General features: G+C 68.8%; 20 protein-coding genes and 1 tRNA gene. 9 read left to right on the top strand and 12 right to left on the bottom strand.

Annotated features, from left to right (window positions below; all coding sequences use genetic code 11):
- Positions 1-95: 95 nt before the first annotated feature.
- The 6 genes from IHE47_RS15100 to dinG form a co-directional block, all read right to left on the bottom strand.
- The gene (locus IHE47_RS15100) at positions 96-257 is read right to left on the bottom strand and encodes a hypothetical protein (protein WP_192107356.1); all 162 of its coding nucleotides are present in this window, start codon (positions 255-257) and stop codon (positions 96-98) included.
- 49 nt (positions 258-306) lie between these two features.
- Positions 307-921 (bottom strand): DUF938 domain-containing protein, encoded by a 615-nt coding sequence (locus tag IHE47_RS15095; protein ID WP_192107354.1) that lies wholly within the window; start codon positions 919-921, stop codon positions 307-309.
- Between the two features lie 4 nt (positions 922-925).
- On the bottom strand, positions 926-1,123 hold the full coding sequence (locus IHE47_RS15090; RefSeq protein ID WP_192107352.1) for a hypothetical protein: 198 nt from the start codon (positions 1,121-1,123) through the stop codon (positions 926-928).
- Between the two features lie 88 nt (positions 1,124-1,211).
- Complete coding sequence (locus IHE47_RS15085; RefSeq protein ID WP_192107350.1) at positions 1,212-1,790, bottom strand: NnrU family protein; 579 nt, start codon at positions 1,788-1,790, stop codon at positions 1,212-1,214.
- Positions 1,791-1,855: 65 nt separating this feature from the next.
- Positions 1,856-2,416, bottom strand: a complete 561-nt coding sequence (locus tag IHE47_RS15080; RefSeq protein WP_192107348.1) for a HutD family protein — start codon at positions 2,414-2,416, stop codon at positions 1,856-1,858.
- 3 nt (positions 2,417-2,419) lie between these two features.
- Positions 2,420-4,516, bottom strand: coding sequence for an ATP-dependent DNA helicase DinG (gene dinG, locus IHE47_RS15075; protein ID WP_192107346.1), 2,097 nt, complete (start codon positions 4,514-4,516; stop codon positions 2,420-2,422).
- 107 nt (positions 4,517-4,623) lie between these two features.
- Between dinG and IHE47_RS15070 the strand changes: the two genes are divergently transcribed.
- Positions 4,624-7,539: an EAL domain-containing protein gene (locus IHE47_RS15070; RefSeq protein ID WP_192107344.1), complete on the top strand. Its 2,916-nt coding sequence runs from the start codon at positions 4,624-4,626 to the stop codon at positions 7,537-7,539.
- 23 nt (positions 7,540-7,562) lie between these two features.
- Here the strand turns inward: IHE47_RS15070 and crp are convergent, their stop codons facing one another.
- A complete protein-coding gene (gene crp, locus IHE47_RS15065) occupies positions 7,563-8,258 on the bottom strand; it encodes a cAMP-activated global transcriptional regulator CRP (protein ID WP_192107342.1) in 696 nt (231 codons plus the stop codon).
- A gap of 252 nt (positions 8,259-8,510) precedes the next feature.
- On the opposite strand from crp, the gene speD reads away from it, so the two are divergent.
- Entirely contained in the window at positions 8,511-9,296 is a 786-nt protein-coding gene (speD, locus tag IHE47_RS15060) for an adenosylmethionine decarboxylase (protein ID WP_192107335.1), read from the top strand.
- Between the two features lie 108 nt (positions 9,297-9,404).
- On the opposite strand, the gene coq7 is transcribed toward speD, so the two are convergent.
- Together coq7 and IHE47_RS15050 are read right to left on the bottom strand one after the other, a co-directional pair.
- Positions 9,405-10,046, bottom strand: coding sequence for a 2-polyprenyl-3-methyl-6-methoxy-1,4-benzoquinone monooxygenase (gene coq7 / locus IHE47_RS15055; RefSeq protein WP_192107333.1), 642 nt, complete (start codon positions 10,044-10,046; stop codon positions 9,405-9,407).
- A complete protein-coding gene (locus IHE47_RS15050) occupies positions 10,043-11,221 on the bottom strand; it encodes a (Fe-S)-binding protein (RefSeq protein ID WP_225561989.1) in 1,179 nt (392 codons plus the stop codon). The genes coq7 and IHE47_RS15050 overlap by 4 nt, the downstream gene beginning before the upstream one ends.
- Before the next feature lie 144 nt (positions 11,222-11,365).
- On the opposite strand from IHE47_RS15050, the gene rplM reads away from it, so the two are divergent.
- The 4 genes from rplM (at position 11,366) to IHE47_RS15030 (ending at position 12,857) form a co-directional block, all read left to right on the top strand.
- Positions 11,366-11,794: a 50S ribosomal protein L13 gene (gene rplM, locus IHE47_RS15045; RefSeq protein ID WP_192107329.1), complete on the top strand. Its 429-nt coding sequence runs from the start codon at positions 11,366-11,368 to the stop codon at positions 11,792-11,794.
- Between the two features lie 66 nt (positions 11,795-11,860).
- Positions 11,861-12,253 carry a 30S ribosomal protein S9 gene (gene rpsI, locus IHE47_RS15040; protein WP_192107327.1) on the top strand — a complete coding sequence of 131 codons (393 nt, stop codon included), beginning with the start codon at positions 11,861-11,863 and terminating at the stop codon, positions 12,251-12,253.
- Positions 12,254-12,307: 54 nt separating this feature from the next.
- A tRNA-Gln gene (locus IHE47_RS15035) sits at positions 12,308-12,381 on the top strand.
- Between the two features lie 212 nt (positions 12,382-12,593).
- Entirely contained in the window at positions 12,594-12,857 is a 264-nt protein-coding gene (locus tag IHE47_RS15030) for a hypothetical protein (protein WP_192107326.1), read from the top strand.
- Between the two features lie 50 nt (positions 12,858-12,907).
- Here IHE47_RS15030 and IHE47_RS15025 read toward each other — a convergent pair whose 3' ends face one another.
- From IHE47_RS15025 to IHE47_RS15015, 3 genes are all read right to left on the bottom strand, one after another.
- The gene (locus IHE47_RS15025) at positions 12,908-13,315 is read right to left on the bottom strand and encodes a hypothetical protein (RefSeq protein ID WP_192107324.1); all 408 of its coding nucleotides are present in this window, start codon (positions 13,313-13,315) and stop codon (positions 12,908-12,910) included.
- Complete coding sequence (locus IHE47_RS15020) at positions 13,312-13,803, bottom strand: Mpo1-like protein (protein WP_225561987.1); 492 nt, start codon at positions 13,801-13,803, stop codon at positions 13,312-13,314. The genes IHE47_RS15025 and IHE47_RS15020 overlap by 4 nt, the downstream gene beginning before the upstream one ends.
- A gap of 137 nt (positions 13,804-13,940) precedes the next feature.
- Positions 13,941-14,837, bottom strand: coding sequence for a phosphoribosylaminoimidazolesuccinocarboxamide synthase (locus IHE47_RS15015; RefSeq protein ID WP_192107321.1), 897 nt, complete (start codon positions 14,835-14,837; stop codon positions 13,941-13,943).
- Positions 14,838-14,956: 119 nt separating this feature from the next.
- Between IHE47_RS15015 and IHE47_RS15010 the strand changes: the two genes are divergently transcribed.
- The 3 genes from IHE47_RS15010 (at position 14,957) to rpe (ending at position 16,833) form a co-directional block, all read left to right on the top strand.
- Positions 14,957-15,271: a c-type cytochrome gene (locus tag IHE47_RS15010; RefSeq protein WP_192107319.1), complete on the top strand. Its 315-nt coding sequence runs from the start codon at positions 14,957-14,959 to the stop codon at positions 15,269-15,271.
- Positions 15,268-16,074, top strand: coding sequence for a co-chaperone DjlA (gene djlA, locus IHE47_RS15005; protein WP_192107317.1), 807 nt, complete (start codon positions 15,268-15,270; stop codon positions 16,072-16,074). The genes IHE47_RS15010 and djlA overlap by 4 nt, the downstream gene beginning before the upstream one ends.
- A gap of 90 nt (positions 16,075-16,164) precedes the next feature.
- Positions 16,165-16,833, top strand: coding sequence for a ribulose-phosphate 3-epimerase (gene rpe / locus IHE47_RS15000; RefSeq protein WP_192107310.1), 669 nt, complete (start codon positions 16,165-16,167; stop codon positions 16,831-16,833).
- The last annotated feature ends 164 nt before the right edge of the window (positions 16,834-16,997 follow it).

Raw genomic sequence — 16,997 nt, 5'->3', positions numbered from 1 at the left:
TCCATCCATGGACTCTTCCCGCGTGCGGGTCGGGTCTGTTTGCCCGCATGCCGGCGTCATCGCTCAGTCGCGGACGGACGTCCACTCCTCGCTCCTCAAAGCCGGCGCCATCCCTGGCGCCTCCCCGCGTGCCTTCGCTCTTCCTTGGCCTGCGCACAAACAGCTCCCGATGCGGGCCAGGTGGAGATATGGGGCAGGCTCTTGGCGTCGGCGCGCAGGCTCTTGTTGATCCGGACCGGATCGGGTGCGAGGTACATGCCCTCCGACTCCGCTCCGCTTCGCCACGCCCAGGGCGAACGGGAAAATCTACCTGTTTGAATGATGCCGGGTGCGCTGCCAGACGCGGCAGCGGTTGTTCGCCGGCATTGCCACGTCGTCGACCAGCGTGAAGCCCACGGCTGCGGCCAATCCGTCCACCGCTTCGGTGTCGCGGATGCCCATGTGCGGGCCGCGCGCCTTCAACCACTGGTCGAACGCGGCATTGCTGTCGCTGGTGTAGTGGCCGCCGTCATTGAACGGACCGTAGATCACCAGTCGCGCGTCGTCGGCCGTGACGGCTTGCAGTTGCGCGAACAGTGCCTCTACCTCGTGCCAGGCCATGATGTGCAGGGTGTTGGCGCTGAACATCGCGTCGAACGGGCCGCGTGGCCACGGTCCAACGACGTCGAGTTCCAGTGGCGGCGGCGTGTTCGGCAGCGAGGCCTCGTCCAGCCAGCTGTGGATGCCCGGCAAGTTCTCAGCGCGCTCCGAACATTGCCAGTCCAGCCAGGTCAGCGCAGCGGCGAAATGCACGGCGTGCTGGCCGGTGCCGCTGCCGATCTCCAGCACCCGCCGCCGATCGGCAAAGTGCCGGCGCAACACCTCGAGGATGGGTTCGCGGTTGCGCTCGCAGGAGGGGGCGTGGGGCTTGTCCACGCCCATGCCGTCAGGCCGGGCGGCCGCGCAGCACGCGGGCCGGCAGCATCAGCAGCGCACCGAGGAAGGCGAATACCGCGCCCACGGTGATGCCGACCAGCCGCAGCGGCAGGCAGATCAGCCACACGATGGGATACAGCACCAGCGCCAGCAGCGCGAGCGGCCAGCAGAACACCAGCAGCAACAGCCAGAGCAGGAAGGCGGCCATGGCACGACCTCACGGGGGGGCAGAGGGATGCACTCTAGCGCGATCTGCAGGCGGCTGCGCAGATGGCTTTCGGCATACCTGCAGGCGCTCACATCACTGGCTTCACGCCGATCAGCAGCGCGTGCAGCCAGAGCGCGAAGACCGCCCAGGCCACCACGCCGGCGACGACGGTGATGACGGTGCCCTTGAGCGTGCCGGGCGGATAGACCGCGCCCTCGCGGCGATCGCGCCGGCGTGAGGCGGCGAACAGCGCCACGGCCCACAGCAGGAAGGCGCCGAACAGCACCACGTCGTGCAGCATGCCGGTGGCGAGCAGGTGGCCGAACGCCCAGGTCTTCACCGCCAGCACCTGCGGATGGTGCAGGCGCGCCTTGATGCCGTTGCGCGGCACCCGCGCCGCGGCGAGCAGCACGAAGGCCACCAGGGTGAACAGCGCGTTGAGCCGCATCAGCCACGCCGGCGGCGTGTACAGCAGCACGGGTTCATGCCGCGCGAGCCCGAAGCCCCAGCAGATCAGCACGAAACCGACGATCGCCGTCAGCGAGTACAGGAGCTTCCACTTCTTCTCGCCGAGGCGGGCGATCTGCCGCTTGCGCCAGCCATCAGCAAAGATGCGCAGCGAATGCGAGCCGAGAAACAGCACGAGACCGAGGATCAGCACGGACATCGCGGTACTCCGGGGAAGGCGACCGGTCGAGTATAGGCGCCCGCGTGACGTTTTCGCGGCAAGCTTCAGGCAAGGATTTCGACACGCACGGCCAGCGCCAGTGCATCTGCATGCAGGATGATCGCCCCGCCGGTCGCTGCCGGCGGTCGCCACGCGTCGCCTGCCTGCAGGCTGCCATCGGCGCAGTCGAGGCACCCGCGCACGCAATACACCAGCACAATGCCGGCATCGGCTTGCCGCGTACCTGCGCCGTGCCATGCCTCGATGCCGCCGCGCGCCCGACCGCGGCGCAACATCAGGTTGAAATCGTGGCTGGGGCCGCCAGCCAGCGTCACGTCCACGCCGGCTTCGCCGGGAAAGGCGAACGGTGCGCACGGCGTGGTGAGCGCATGGCTGCGGCCATCGTCCAGCGTCATCGTGAAGCCGTCACCGGCCAGCAGGGCGATCACGCGATCGATGCCGGGAAACGCGGAGAACGGTGCGGCGCTGTCCACCTCGGCGAGGCTCACCCGCCAAAGGAAATCGTCCATCCCAGCGCCGGACGGATGGACGGCCAATTCCCGGGTGCGGCCGCGGCCGTTCTTCCATGGCATCGCGGGGCAATCGGCGAGACGGACGATGCTCATGCGCTACCTCTCGATCACGCGCCGGAACGGCGGCAACGCGCGCAGCATGCCCGCGCCGTAACGCTTGGTGACCACCCGCCGGTCCAGCAGCACGATGCGGCCACTGTCGCTCTCGTTGCGGATCAATCGTCCGCAGTACTGGGTGAGCAGGCGCGTGGCCTCGGGGATGCTCACCTCGATGAAGGGATTGCGCCCGCGCGACTCCAGCCATTCCGCGTAGGTGGCGCCGACCGGGTCGGTGGGCACGGCGAACGGCAGCTGGGTGATGACCACGGTCTCGCACAGCTTGCCGGGCAGGTCGAGGCCTTCGCCGAAGCTGGCCAGGCCGAACAGCGTGCTGCCTTTGCCGGCTTCCACGTCGCTGACGTGTTCGGCGATCAGCTGCGTCTTGCCCAGCGAGCCCTGCGCGCGCACCTTGCGCACCTTGTCGATCGGCAGGCGCTGCAGCACGCGGTCGAGCTTGGCGCGCGAGGTGAACAGCACGAGGTTGCCGGCGTTCCAGTCGAGGTGGTCGGCCAGCCAGTCACTGATCGCCTGCGCGTGCTCCTCGCGCGCATCGGGCAGCGCGTCCATGGCCGGCACTTCGAGGCTGGCCTGCGCGGCGAGGTCGAAGGGCGAAGGCAGGCTGAGCGTGGCCGCGTCGTCGGGCAGGCCCACGGCATCGGCGTAGCCGCGGAAATTGCCGCCCGCGCTCAGCGTGGCCGAAGTCAGCACCACGCCGCTGGCGTTGCCCCACAGCACGTTGCGCAGCAGGCCCGCGGCGGATACCGACGAGGCGTGGCAGATCAGTTGCTGGTCGCCGGTGAGGGTGACCCAGCGCGCCAGCGGCGGCGCCTGCTCGGGATCCTCCGCGGCCCAGGCATGCCAGCAGGAGGCCTGCTTGCCGATGCGCTCCAGCGCCATGCCGAGCTCGCGCGAGAGCGCTTCCTGGGTGGGGCCGCCGTCGGTCATCTCCACCACCGCGCGGCGTACCGCGGCGAGCCAGCGCTGCACTTCGGCGGTCTGCAGGCTGAGCAGGCGCGCGTGTCCGATCCAGGCCTCGGGCAGGCGGCCCAGCGAGCCGCGGTACATCGGCTCGCTTTCGGCGGGATCGGGCAGCCAGCCGAGGCGGATTTCCTTTTCCAGCGCTTCGAGCGAATCGCTCAGCTCCTGCAGCTTCGCGTCGCCGGCGTCCAGCGTGAGCTTGCCGAGGTTTTCCTTGTCGGTAAGCGAATAGGCCGCGTGCACCTGCCGGCCGAGCCGGCTCAGCTGGCGCACGCCGACGGCCATGTGCACGTCGGAGGCGCCGCGGTCGATCGCCTTGCCGGGGATGTGGTGGGCCTCGTCGAACACGTACAGGGTTTCGTCCGGGCGCGGCAGGATCACGCCGCCCCAGCCGTCGTCCTCGCCCGGCATGGTGAGGTCGGCCAGCACCAAGTCCTGGTTCGCCACGATGATGTCGGCGTCGTCCACCGCGCGGCGCGCGGCGAAGAACGGGCAGATCATGAACTGCCCGCACTTGCGGTTGGTGCAGCCGCCGGCGCTGGTGGTGAGCATGGGGCGCAGCAGGTCGCCCACCGGCTCGGGCGCGGCGTCCATGTCGCCGTTCCACTCGCCGTCGTCGAAGGCCTGGGCAAGCTTGGACAGCGCCTGCTTGTCGCGTTCGGCGGGCGGCCTGCTCCACAGCGCGAGGTCGGCGTCGAAGCCGAGACTCGATTGCGCCGGGCCGGCGAGGCTGTTGCGCGCCATCGCAAGATTCCGCGGGCACAGGTAGCGGCCGCGGCCCTTGGCCAGGGCCACCTTGGCCGCGTGGCCGGACAGCTGCAGGTAGAGCGGGATGTCGCGCTCCACCAGCTGCTCCTGCAATGCCACGGTGGCGGTGGCGATCAGCAGCTTCTTCTTCTGCGCGCGCGCCACCTCGTGGCCCGCGATCAGGTAGGCCATCGACTTGCCGGTGCCGGTGGGCGCCTCGATCGCGGCGACGCCGCCTTCACCGGCCAGCGCCTTGGCCACCTCGGCGATCATCTTTCCCTGCGAGGCGCGCGGACGGAAGCCGGGCAGGCCGTCTTTCAGGCGCGCATAGGCGGCGCGGATGGCGTCCTTGGTGGTGTCGGCGAGCATGCGGGGTTCCGGAGCGGGCCGGTCATTCTAGCGATTGGGGTGGGCGGGGGTGTGCTGTGCGCTGCGCCGGCGGAGCGCTACCATCGTGCCGAGGGAGCCATCGGCACATGAATCCGTACCGCGAGTCGCATGCCACGATTCCGAGCGAAGCCGACCAGTTGGCCTGGCTGGGGCGGCTGGTCGTCGCGCCCACGCCGCAGGCGGTAGCCGAACTGGTGGTGGAGCTGGTCCGCAGGTGCCCGGACTGTCGCGATGCACGCGTGTGGTGGCTGGAGCACGGCGAATGCCGCGGCACGCCCGGCGCACCGGATGCGCAGGACGCGGCGCGCATGCTGGCCGTGCTGCGCGACGAGGCCGATGCGCCGCTGCCCGCCGACGGCGAGCTGATGCTGTGGCTGGCGCCGGGTGTCCCGGCGGTGTTGTGCGTGTTGCATGGCGATGCCGAGGCGGGCCCGGCGTTGCGCGTGGGGCTGGAGCGCTGCCTGGTGCTGGCCGGGCGGCAACTGCAGCAGTTGCTGGCACTGACCGAGCTGCACGATTCGCACCGCCAGCTGGAGCGCTCGGAACACCTGCTGCGTGCGCTGTTCTCCATTGTCGACCTCGCCGGCGCCGACCTCGACATGCCCGAGTTCCTGCGCGGCATCCACGCCATCGTCGGCACGCTGATGTACGCGGAGAACTTCTTCATCGTGCGGCACGACCCCGACGGCGGCACGACGCGTTTCCTGTACTACGCCGACACCGAGGACGCCGAAGGCCCCGACATCGTGCGCGAGGACTCGCTGGAGGCGATGCGCGGTTCGCTGACCTGGCACCTGCTCACCCTGGGGCGGCCGCTGATGGGCAGCACCGAGCAACTGGCCGCCCAGATCGGCGTCCCGCTGGACGTGATGGGCCCGGACAGCGTGGACTGGCTGGGCGTGCCGATGCTGCGCGGCGGGCGCACGCATGGCGCGCTGGTGGTGCAGAGCTATCGCCAGGGCATCGGTTATTCCGACGAGGACCGCGCGGTGCTCGGCTTCGTCGCCGAGCACGTGCTCACCGCGCTGGAACGCCGGCGGAACAAGGACGAACTGGAAGGCCGCGTATTGCAACGCACCCGCGAACTGGCCGCCGCCAACCGCGAGTTGCAGGAGGAGGTGCTCGAGCGCCAGCGCGCGGAGCGCCTGCAGTCGGTGCTGTTCCGGCTGGCCGAGCTGGGTACGGCCGACCTCGACGAGGAGGCGTTCTATCGGCGCGTGCACGCCGAGGTCGGCAGCCTGCTGGACGCGTCGAACTTCTACATCGCCTTGCTGGACGAGCAGCGGCAATGGCTGGATTTCCCGTATTTCGTGGATGCCGGCGTGCAGAGCTCGTTCAGCCTGCCGCTGGAGCGCAGCCTCACTGCCTACGTGCTGCGTACCGGCCGGCCGTTCCTGGGCAGCCGGCGCGAACTGGATGCCCTGGCGCACGCGGGCGAAGTGGTGCCGCATCACATCGGCAAGCCATCGGCCTGCTGGCTTGGCGTGCCGTTGCGCACGGGCGAGACGGTGATCGGCGTGGTTGCCGTGCAGGGCTACGGCGACCAGACGCGCTTCGATGCGGCGGACCAGGAACTGCTCAGTTTCGCCGCGCTGCAGATCGCCAACAGCATCCACCGCCGCCACGCAGCCGCCGCGTTGCTGCAGGCCAACCTGCAACTGGAGCACCGGGTGGAGGGGCGCACCCGCGAGCTGCGCGAGCAGATCGTCGAGCGCGAGCAGGTGCAGCGGCAACTGCGCCACGAGGTGATGCACGACCCGCTGACCGGCCTGCCCAATCGCGGCTTCCTGCGCGAGCGGCTGGGCGAGCGCCTGGCGCGGCGGTCGGCGGGCGCGCCGTGCGCGCTGCTGTACCTCGACGTGGACCGCTTCAAGGTCATCAACGACAGCCTCGGCCACCTGGCCGGCGACGCCTTCCTGCAGGCTGTGGCGAACCGCCTGCGTTCCTGCGTGAGCGCGCCGGACGTGGCGGCGCGGCTGTCCGGCGACGAGTTCGCGATACTGCTGGACGCGGTGGCCGAGCCGGCCGTCGCCGAGCGCATGGCGCACGGCGTGTTGCAGGCGCTGCGCCAGCCGCTGTCGATCGGCGGCCGCGAGCTGGAGCCTTCCGCCAGCGTGGGCATCGCGATCGCCGCGCAGCACGAGCGGCCCGACGCCTTGCTGCGCGACGCCGACATCGCGCTGTACCGCGCCAAGCAACTGGGGCGTGGGCGCTACGCGCTGTTCGACGAGACGATGGCGCGGAGCGCGGTGGATGAGCTGGCGCTGGAGGTCGAGCTGCGCCACGCCCTGCAGCACGGCGAGTTCGTGCCGTACTTCCAGCCGATCTTCCGGCTGGACGACGGCGAGGTGGTGGGTCACGAGGCGTTGCTGCGCTGGAACCACCCGCGCCGCGGCGTGTTGCCGCCGGGCGACTTCGTGCGCGTGGCGCAGGATTGCGGCCAGCTGGAGGCGATCGACTGGCAGTTGTACGGCAAGGTCTGCGAGCGCATGGCGCTGCCGGATGCGGGCAAGGGCTTCGTGACCATCAATGTCTCGCCGCTGCACCTGCGCCACGTGGATTTCGACCGCCGCTTGCTGCAGTTGCTGGCGGACAGCGGCCTGCCGCCGGAACGCTTGCTGATCGAGCTGACCGAGGACGCGCTGCTGGAGGATCCCGTGCAGGTGCGCGCCACGCTGGAGCGCCTGCGCGCCGTCGGCGTGCAGGCGGCGCTGGACGACTTCGGCACCGGCTACTCCTCGCTGGGCTACCTGCACACCTTGCCGCTGGGCAAGTTGAAGATCGACCAGATGTTCGTGCGCGAACTGGATACCGCCGGCGGCGCGGGCGCCAACACCGTGGTGGCGGCGATCCTCGCGCTGGCCACCCGTGCGCTGGGCATCGACGTGATCGCCGAGGGCATCGAGACCGGCGCGCAGCGCGATGCGCTGCGGGCGATGGGCTGCGAATTCGGGCAGGGCTTCCTGTTCAGCCGCCCGGGCCCGCAGCCGCATGACGGCTAGCGGGCGGCGCGCCTTCCAGGGCGTCAGCGGGTGCCGCGCACCACGATGGTCTTGCCTGAGACGTCGATCATGCCCTGCTCCTCGAGCTGCTTGAGCACGCGGCCGACCATCTCGCGCGAGCAGCCCACGATGCGGCTCACTTCCTGGCGCGAGATGCGGATCTGGGTGCCCTCGGGGTGGGTCATCGCGTCCGGCTCCTCGCACAGGTCGAGCAGGGTGCGCGAGATGCGGTTGGTGACGTCCATGAAGGCCATGCGGCTCACCTGGCGCGAGGTGCGCAACAGGCGGTTGGTGAGCTGGGCGCCGATCGCGAACAGGATCTTGGGGCACTCCTCGGCGAGCGGGCCCTTCATCAGCGTGAACAGTCGCTCGTAGCTGACCTCGGCCATCTCGCACACGGTGCGCGTGCGCACCACCGATTCGCGCTGCGACTGCTCCACGAACAGGCCCATCTCGCCGATGAACTGGCCACGGCTGATGTAGGCGAGGATCAGCTCGCGCCCCTGCTCGTCCTCGGTGCATACCGCCAGCGAGCCGTCGATCACGTAGTAGAGCGTGTTGGCCGGGTCGCCGGGGCGGATGATCGCGGTCTTGCTGGGGTAGCGGCGGCGATGGCAGAGCGCGAGGAAGCGCTCCATCGAGGCCGGGTCCGGGGCGAAGGCGAGCGGCGCCTGGGAACGTTCGAAAGCCTGTTGTAGCTGGTATTTGAGCAGCGCCACTGTGCTGGGTTCCCCTTGATTGGGTGGCTTCCCCCACCTGATCCGGCCATTATGGCAAACGCGGGCGTGTTGACGCAGGTTCTGTTTTCCGCAATTTTGCCGCATACTTCGCAGTCTTTCGCTCGTGGCCGTCGGCCGCGGGTGTTCGCCGGGTCGCGGGAGACAAGGGTCCCCATGGCCCGAATTCCCGCGGGGACCCTTGGTGCTAACCCGCCTCATCTGCTGGCCGTCGCCCGGCCATGGAGAGTCGTCGTGGTCAAGCCGTTGCCCCGCCTGCGCCTGCAGGGTTTCAACAACCTCACCAAGGCCCTGAGCTTCAACATCTACGACATCTGCTACGCGGTGTCGGAAGAACAGCGCCAGCGCTACATCGAGTACATCGACGAGCAGTACGACGCCGACCGCCTCACCCAGATCCTCACCGACGTGGCCGAGATCATCGGCGCGAACATCCTCAACGTGGCCCGCCAGGACTACGACCCGCAGGGTGCCTCGGTCACCATCCTGATCTCCGAGGAGCCGGTGGTGGAGAAGCTGGGCCGCGACTCGATCGCCGGCGCCGTGGTGGCGCACATGGACAAGAGCCACATCACCGTCCACACCTACCCCGAGACGCACCCGCACAACGGCATCGCCACCTTCCGCGCCGACATCGACGTGGCCACCTGCGGCGTAATCTCGCCGCTGAAGGCGTTGAACTACCTGATCGACAGCTTCGAGTCGGACATCGTGGTGTGCGACTACCGCGTGCGCGGCTTCACCCGCGACGTGAAGGGCAAGAAGCACTTCATCGACCACAAGATCAACTCGGTGCAGGACTACCTGGCGCGGCACATCCGCCAGAAGTACGAGATGTTCGACGTCAACGTGTACCAGGAAAACATCTTCCACACGAAGATGCACGTGAAGGACTTCGACCTCGACACCTACCTGTTCGACGCCCACGCCGACGACCTCTCGTTCAAGGAACGCCAGCGCATCGAGTCGCTGCTGCGCCGGGAGATCGAGGAGCTGTTCCACGGCCGCAACCTGATGTAGAGCCGGGATTCGGGATGACGGGATTCGGGATTCGATAAAGCAGTGTCGCCGCGAGCTTGAGGCTCTTCCGAATCCCGAATCCCGAATCCCGTCGCTGGTGAGCTGAGCTCACCAGCGATACGCCACCGTCTTCATCACCATCGAGCTGGCCTGCATCAGCTGCGGGACCGGGAACGGCAGGTCGATGCCGCCGCGCGCCTGCGCAGCTTGCGCGTGGCGCACCTCGTCCGCCTGCATCTGCGCCAGCACGGCGCGCGAGCGCTCGTCCTGCGCGGGCAGTCGCTCCAGGTGCTCGGCCAGGTGCGCTTCCACCTGGCGCTCGGTTTCCACCACGAAGCCCAGGCTCACCGCGTCGCCGGCCAGCGCGGCCAGCGCGCCGATCGCGTAGCTGCCGGCGTACCACAGCGGGTTGAGCAGGCTGGGGCGGCTGTCCAGTTCCTTCAGGCGTTCGGCGCACCACGCGAGGTGGTCGGTTTCCTCGGCGGCGGCGTGCAACAGGTGCTCGCGATTCCCGTCGTGGCGCGCGAACGCGGCCTGGCCGTCGTACAGCGCCTGCGCGCAGACCTCGCCGGTGTGGTTGATGCGCATCAGGCCGGCGGCATGGCGGCGCTCGGCGTCGTCCAGTTCCGCGTCGGCGGTGCCGCGTGCGGGCGAGGCGCGGTTCGCCTCCGGTGCGCCGGCCACGGTTTCCAGCGCGCGTTCGATGCCGGCGAGCAGGCGGTCCAGCGGGCTGAGCGTGCGTGCGTTCATGGGGAGTTCTCCAGTTGCTGCGCCAGCAGGCTCAGCGGGTGCTGCGTGGTCCACTGCGCCGCCTCGTCGCCAGCGGCGAGGTGCAGGCGGCAGCCGATATTGGACGACAGCAGGCGTGCCGGCGCCAGCGTGGCGAGTGGTCGCAGCGTGGCCTCGCGCAACTGCGCTGCGCGCCCGGGAAATTGAAGCAGATGGCTGCCGGCCGCGCCGCAGCAGCTTGGTGGCCGCGGCAACGACACCACGTCGAGCTGCGGCACGCGGCGCAGCAACTGCAGCATCGCGGCCTCGCTGCGTGCCACGTTGGCCTGGGTGCAGGGCAGGTGCAGCGCCACCCGCAGCGGCAGCGGGCGGAAGCGCAGGCGTTCGGCGCGTTCGGCCAGCAGGCTCAGCGGGTCGAGCACCGGCACGCCGGACAGGGCATGGCGCAGCGTGCCGAGGCAGCCGGGCGTCACGCTCAGCAGGCGCGTGGCGCCGCTGGCCCGCCAGGCCTGTCGCACGCGTTCGGCAGCCTGTTCAGCCGCCGCGGCTTCGCCATCGTGCAGATCCATCGCGCCACAGCAGAAGGCCGGCAACACGTGGACCCGGTAGCCGGCGGCGCGCAGCAGGGTCAGCGCGGCCTGCTGCGCCTCGGCATCCTCGACGCTTGCCACGCAACCGGGGAACAGCGCGAGCTCGGCGCCGGCCGCATCGCCTTGCGGCAAGGCCGCAGGCGGCGTGCCCGGCAACATTTGCAGGGCCACGCGCCATGGCGATCCGGTCGGCAGGCGTCGCGCCAGGGCGCCAAGCCAGTGTGCTGCACCCAGCATCGTGCCGACCCGGCGCAGGCCGCGCAGCAGGCCGGGGCGCTGCAGCAGGCCCAGCAACCGGCGCGGTCGCTGCGGCGCCGGACCCAGCAGGGCGCGCGTCTCGATCAGCAGTTCGTCGTAGCGCACCTCGGCCGGGCAGGCCCGCTGGCAGCCCAGGCAACCCAGGCAGTGGTCCAGGTGGGCGCGCAGTTCCGCCGTGGGCTCGGCCGCGCCGCGGGCCAGCGCGGCGGCGATGGCGATGCGGCCGCGCGGTGATTCCGCCTCGCTGCGATCCAGCGCGTAGGTGGGGCAGGCCGGCAGGCACAGGCCGCACTGCACGCACTGATCAGCCAGTTCCGCGATGCGTTTGGGGGGCTGTTCAAGTGCCATGCCGGGCATGCTATCATCGCCGGCCCACAGCCCACCCACTCGGTGGACTTGCGCAGGCGGTGACAGCTTCGCTATCATTCCGCCTCTTTGCTTCACCGATCTAATGTGCAACCGCCCTCGCTGGCGGCATACGGGTATCTCGAGATGAAAACTTTCAGCGCCAAGGCAGAAAGCGTCAAGCGCGACTGGTTCGTGGTGGACGCCACCAACAAGACGCTCGGTCGCCTGTCGACCGAAATCGCGCGTCGCCTGCGCGGCAAGCACAAGCCTGAGTTCACCCCGCACGTGGACACCGGCGACTACATCGTCGTGGTCAACGCGCAGAAGGTGGCCGTCACCGGCGCCAAGCTCGACGACAAGATGTACCACCGCTTCACCGGCTACGTCGGCAACCTGAAGACCACCAGTCTGAAGGACATGCTGGCCACCCACCCGGAGCGCGTGATCGAGATCGCCGTCAAGGGCATGCTGCCGAAGAACGCACTGGGCCGCGAGATGTACCGCAAGCTCAAGGTGTACGGCGGCGCCGAGCACCCGCATACCGCGCAGCAGCCGCAGGCGCTGGAAGTTTAAGCTTTATTGCGCAGTCCCTGCGCGTGAAAGCGGCCATCCATGGCCGCACTTTTCAAGAGTAAAACCATGGCGATTCAGCAGAATTACGGCACCGGCCGCCGCAAGACCTCCGCCGCCCGCGTGTTCCTGCGCAAGGGCACCGGCGCGATCGAAGTCAACGGCAAGTCCCTCGACCAGTTCTTCGGTCGCGAGACCTCGCGCATGATCGTGCGCCAGCCGCTCGAACTGACCCAGAACACCGACAAGTTCGACATCAAGGTCACCGTTGAAGGCGGCGGCATCACCGGCCAGGCCGGCGCGATCCGCCTCGGCATCGCCCGCGCGCTGATCGAGTACGACGAAAGCCTGAAGTCGCCGCTGCGCAAGGCCGGCTTCGTGACCCGCGACGCCCGCGAGGTCGAGCGCAAGAAGGTCGGCCTCCACAAGGCCCGCCGCGCCACCCAGTTCTCGAAGCGCTAACCGCGCTTCGACGTGCGGCGCTCCAGGTCAGAGCGCGCCGCACGGCAAGGGTTTTGGGAGATCGTCTAATGGTAGGACTGCAGACTCTGACTCTGCCTATCTAGGTTCGAATCCTAGTCTCCCAGCCAACATCAAGGCTCCGCTCCGGCGGGGCCTTTTTGTTTCTGGGACTGCGCAACGAGTTGAGGCATTGGGAGTACACACCCAAACGGTGCCTATCGGACATCCATTGCACAATGTGACGGTCGTCACTGTTATGGTTTAATACCGTTGGCACCTGACAGTGCCAACGTGTCGACGGTACTGGCTACACCATTCCCTGATCGCCGGAGAGTGCTGCATGAGCATCGTCTTCAACATCATGGAAGACGCCCGTGGCCTGTGGCGCGTCTGTCGCGAAGATGTGTCTGTCCTCGAAGATCTTTCCTTCGCAGCGGCGATCAAGCACGCGCGCCAATTGGCTCGCGACGTGCATGCCAGCGCCCGGGTGACTACCAAGGTCGTCCTTTCATCTCCCGAGTACGAAGTGATCCTGGTACAGCATGCGCGACCGGCCGATCCATCGGAACCGTGGCAGTTGGACAACGAGTCGGTAGCCGCCTGACGAGCATTGGCTCTCGATGCGCTCTGGCCTGCCTGGCCGGTCGATGCCATTCACACCAGGCTGGTCGCCACCCCAAACCCCACCGCCATTACCGCCGCCACCGCCAGGCATGCGCTCCCTGGCCGCACCCGATGTGCATCCGTCCGCGGCGTCAGCCGCCACATCAGCACCACCCCCGCCAGCATGTCCGCGACCAGCGCCCAGCGCAGCAACCCCGAGTCGAGCAGCGCGCGGAACGGCGGATGCAGGTGACCTTCATGCGCAGCGACGCCAACCACCAGCAGCAAGCCGAGCAGCGTCCACAGCAGGCAGGCGAGGTAGACGCGATTGAACACCACGTTGCAGCGCTCGGTCCAGCGCAGCACCGACCACGCGATCAGTGCGCAGAACAGCGCGCCGATGCTGCCGTAGAGCACCCACCACACCAGGGAGCTGACGAGGGTGAGCAGGGCATTCATGCGACGTGCTTGAAGCCGAGGCGGCGCAGCAGCTTGGCCATCAGCCAGGCCGGGCCGATCAGCAGGTAGGCAAGATCGGTGAGGAAGCTGGGCTTGCGGCCTTCGAACTTGTGGCCAATGAACTGGCCGATCCACGCCACCACGAACACGCCGACGGCGAGCCAGCAGAGATGCGCCACGCCGAGCTGCGCGTACAGGAGGTTGGTGAGCAGGCCGAGCAAGGCGAACGCGACCAGCAACGCCAGCGCCAGCACGCGTGCGCGCCTCCAGTACCAGTAGAACGCCAGCACCATCACAGCCACGGCCCAGGCGCCGGGGCGCAGCCAGGTCTGCGGCACCGGGATCGCCCACAGCAGCGCGATCACCGACCACACGATGGGCGGCACGCAGCACCAGTGGAAGACCTGGTTGACGTGGTTGCGGTGGTCGTTGCTGTAGCTGTCCAGCCAGTCCTGCATGCTGCGCGGGTTTGCGGCTTGCGTGGTCATGGTGCGCTCCCCTCGTGGATCAGGGATGCAATAGCAGCACGGCGAAGGCGGGTGTCGCAAGCCGGGCTGGTCGTAGGAGCGGCTTCGGCCGCGACTTGCGCTACGTGATCGCGGCTGAAGCCGCTCCTACGGATCGATCAGGACAGCTTGATGCCCGCCAGCCGCTCCAGCGCCTCGGCGTACTTGGCGGCGGTGCGTGCGATCACTTCGTCGGGGATCACTGGGCCGGGCGGGGTCTTGTCCCAGCCCTGCGCCTCCAGCCAATCGCGCACGAACTGCTTGTCGTAGCTGGGCGGGCTGATGCCGACCTGGTAGCTGTCGGCGGGCCAGTAGCGGGTGGAGTCCGGTGTGAGCATCTCGTCCATGACATACAGCTTGCCGTCGGCGTCGGTGCCGAACTCGAACTTGGTGTCCGCGAGGATGATGCCGCGCTCGGCGGCGTAGGCAGCAGCCCAGCGGTAGATCGCCAGCGTGGCGTCGCGCACCTTGTCCGCCAGTTCGCGGCCCACCTTGTCGACCATCACGTCGAAGCTGACGTTCTCGTCGTGGTCGCCCACGGCGGCCTTGGTCGACGGCGTGAAGATCGGCTCGGGCAGCTGCTGCGCCTGCTGGAGGCCCGCGGGCAGCGCGATGCCGCACACCGTGCCGGTCTTCTGGTAGTCCTTCCAGCCCGAGCCGATGATGTAGCCGCGCGCGATCGCTTCCACCGGCACCGGCTTCAGGCGGCGCGTGACCACGGCGCGCTTTTCGTAGAGCTTGAGATCGATGCCGGGCGGCAGCACGTCGGCCAGCGGCACGTCCAGCAGGTGGTTGGGGATCAGGTGCGCGGTCTTGCCGAACCAGAAGTTGGAGATCTGCGTGAGCATCTCGCCCTTGCCGGGAATCGGGTTGGGCAGCACCACGTCGAACGCGGAGAGACGGTCGGTGGCCACCATCAGCAGGCGCTGGTCGTCCAGCGCGTAGACGTCGCGCACCTTGCCGCGATGGATCAGTTCCAGGCCGGGCAGGTTCGATTGCGGCAGGGTGGTGGGCACGACGGCGGTTCCGTGGGACGAAGGGGGAACGCGCATTGTAGCGGCTGGCGTCGGCGCCGCCGCGGTGTGTAGCGGGTGGCGCTGCTAGAATTCGCGGCTTTCGGCCTCAGATCCCGTCGATGCGCATCCTGTTGACCACGGTACTCTGCCTCGTCGTCGCCCTTCCGGGCCTGGCGCAAACGGTGTCGCCCAGGCCGGCGCGGCTGGGCCTGTGTGCGGCCTGCCACGGCGAAACCGGCATGGCCGTGGTGCCCGGTGCGCCCAACCTTGCCGGGCAGCGGCTGGATTACCTGCGCGCGGCGCTGAAGCACTATCGCGACGGCAGCCGCGAAGTGCCGGTGATGCGTGCCGCCGTCGGCCCGCTCGGCGATGCCGAGCTGGACGCGCTGGCGCGCTGGTACAGCGCGCAAGTCCCGGTGGCGGCCAAGCCATGAGCTTCGGCTACACGCTCTGGTTCGGCTTTTTCGGCCTGCTGATCGGGCACCTGCCCGGCGCGATCACCGGTGCGGTCATCGGCTTCGTGTTCGACAACCTGCGCCACAGCCAGCGCAAGCAGGCCACGCCGGAAGCGGGCGGTTTCGTCGGGCCGCTGTTCGCCCTGCTCGGCGCGGTGGCGAAGTCCGACGGCCGCGTTTCCGAGGCGGAAATCGCCATCGCCGAGCGCATGATGACGCGCATGGGGCTGGACGCCGCGCAGCGCCAGCAGGCCATCGCCAGCTTCAACGCGGGCAAGCAGCCCGAGTTCGACGTGGCGCCCACCATCGAGGACCTGCGCCGCTGGGCCGGCCTGCGGCGCGACCACGCCTTCCCGGTGCTGGACGTGGTGATCGACACCGTGATCGCGGAAGGCAATCCGCCGCCGGAGAAGATGGCGATACTGCACCAGCTCGCCTTCGCCCTGCGCGTCAGCGACATGGAACTGATGGCGCTGATGGCGATGAAGGGCTATGCATGGAACGCGGGCGGCGCGCGTGGCCACGGCGGCCAAGGCTACGGCGGTGGCGGCTACGTGCCGCCGCAGCGCAATACGCAGGGGCCCGATCCCTATGCCGTACTCGGCATCGATCGCAACGCCGACGACCGCGCGGTGAAGCGCGCCTACCGCAAGCTGATTTCCGAACACCACCCCGACCGCCTCGGCGACCTGCCCGAGGCGATGCGCAAGCAGGCCGAGGCGCGCGCCAGCGAGATCAACGCAGCCTACGAGCGCATCAAGGCGGAAAAAGGCTTCAAGTAGGAGCACCCTGTGCGCGAAAAGCCGACGAAGCGGCGACGCCGTAAACTCCCATCGCGCACAAGGTGCGCTCCTACCCGCAGAGCCGACGCCATGAGCAAGCAGAGTCCCGTCATCGCCCCCTCCATCCTCGCCGCCGACTTCGCGCGGCTGGGCGAGGACACCGCCGCGGCGCTGGCCGCGGGCGCGGACTGGGTGCATTTCGACGTGATGGACAACCATTACGTGCCCAACCTCACGATCGGCCCGATGGTGCTGCAGTCGCTGCGCAAGTACGGCATCGCGGCGCCGATCGACGTGCACCTGATGGTGAAGCCGGTGGATCGCATCGTGCCCGACTTCGCCAAGGCCGGCGCCACGCTGATCAGCTTCCACCCCGAGGCCAGCGAGCACGTCGACCGCACCATCGGCCTGATCAAGGATTCCGGCTGCAAGGCCGGCCTGGTGTTCAACCCGGCCACTTCGCTGGATTGCCTGGACTACGTGCTGGACAAGCTCGACCTGGTGCTGATCATGTCGGTGAACCCCGGCTTCGGCGGCCAGAAGTTCATCCCGATGGCGCTGGAGAAGCTGCGCCGCGTGCGCCGGATGATCGACGAGCGCGGCCTGCCGGTGCGGCTGGAAGTGGACGGAGGCGTCACCGCGGAGAACATCGGCGCCATCGCCGCCGCGGGTGCGGACACCTTCGTTGCCGGCTCGGCGATCTTCCACGCCAAGGACTATCGCGCCGAGATCGCCGCGATGCATGCCGCCATTGGCTGAATCCACGTGGCAGGCGGCCGGGAGTCGCCGGTAGCGGTTCCGGGCGTCGCGCCAGCGATGGCGGGGAAGGTCGCGGGCGCAAACAAAAAGCCCCGGCGCGGGGGAGGCCGCACCGGGGCAAACGTCATTGCATGACGTGCGAGGAGACACCATCGACCGACGCC

It is taken from the genome of Rhodanobacter sp. DHB23, assembly GCF_014842975.1.
Classification (GTDB): domain Bacteria; phylum Pseudomonadota; class Gammaproteobacteria; order Xanthomonadales; family Rhodanobacteraceae; genus Rhodanobacter_A.
This window is presented reverse-complemented; position numbering and strand designations above follow the sequence as displayed.

What these genes read in the sequence shown, in the direction of transcription:
- rplM (WP_192107329.1), top strand. Translation starts at nt 11,366, where the DNA reads ATGAAAACTTTCAGCGCCAAGGCAGAAAGCGTCAAGCGCGACTGGTTC.
- rpe (WP_192107310.1), top strand. Translation starts at nt 16,165, where the DNA reads ATGAGCAAGCAGAGTCCCGTCATCGCCCCCTCCATCCTCGCCGCCGAC.
- IHE47_RS15050 (WP_225561989.1), bottom strand. Translation starts at nt 11,221, where the DNA reads ATGGCACTTGAACAGCCCCCCAAACGCATCGCGGAACTGGCTGATCAG.
- IHE47_RS15090 (WP_192107352.1), bottom strand. Translation starts at nt 1,123, where the DNA reads ATGGCCGCCTTCCTGCTCTGGCTGTTGCTGCTGGTGTTCTGCTGGCCG.
- IHE47_RS15020 (WP_225561987.1), bottom strand. Translation starts at nt 13,803, where the DNA reads ATGACCACGCAAGCCGCAAACCCGCGCAGCATGCAGGACTGGCTGGAC.
- IHE47_RS15030 (WP_192107326.1), top strand. Translation starts at nt 12,594, where the DNA reads ATGAGCATCGTCTTCAACATCATGGAAGACGCCCGTGGCCTGTGGCGC.
- rpsI (WP_192107327.1), top strand. Translation starts at nt 11,861, where the DNA reads ATGGCGATTCAGCAGAATTACGGCACCGGCCGCCGCAAGACCTCCGCC.
- dinG (WP_192107346.1), bottom strand. Translation starts at nt 4,516, where the DNA reads ATGCTCGCCGACACCACCAAGGACGCCATCCGCGCCGCCTATGCGCGC.
- IHE47_RS15085 (WP_192107350.1), bottom strand. Translation starts at nt 1,790, where the DNA reads ATGTCCGTGCTGATCCTCGGTCTCGTGCTGTTTCTCGGCTCGCATTCG.
- IHE47_RS15070 (WP_192107344.1), top strand. Translation starts at nt 4,624, where the DNA reads ATGAATCCGTACCGCGAGTCGCATGCCACGATTCCGAGCGAAGCCGAC.
- IHE47_RS15095 (WP_192107354.1), bottom strand. Translation starts at nt 921, where the DNA reads ATGGGCGTGGACAAGCCCCACGCCCCCTCCTGCGAGCGCAACCGCGAA.
- IHE47_RS15100 (WP_192107356.1), bottom strand. Translation starts at nt 257, where the DNA reads ATGTACCTCGCACCCGATCCGGTCCGGATCAACAAGAGCCTGCGCGCC.
- IHE47_RS15080 (WP_192107348.1), bottom strand. Translation starts at nt 2,416, where the DNA reads ATGAGCATCGTCCGTCTCGCCGATTGCCCCGCGATGCCATGGAAGAAC.
- djlA (WP_192107317.1), top strand. Translation starts at nt 15,268, where the DNA reads ATGAGCTTCGGCTACACGCTCTGGTTCGGCTTTTTCGGCCTGCTGATC.
- IHE47_RS15025 (WP_192107324.1), bottom strand. Translation starts at nt 13,315, where the DNA reads ATGAATGCCCTGCTCACCCTCGTCAGCTCCCTGGTGTGGTGGGTGCTC.
- IHE47_RS15010 (WP_192107319.1), top strand. Translation starts at nt 14,957, where the DNA reads ATGCGCATCCTGTTGACCACGGTACTCTGCCTCGTCGTCGCCCTTCCG.
- coq7 (WP_192107333.1), bottom strand. Translation starts at nt 10,046, where the DNA reads ATGAACGCACGCACGCTCAGCCCGCTGGACCGCCTGCTCGCCGGCATC.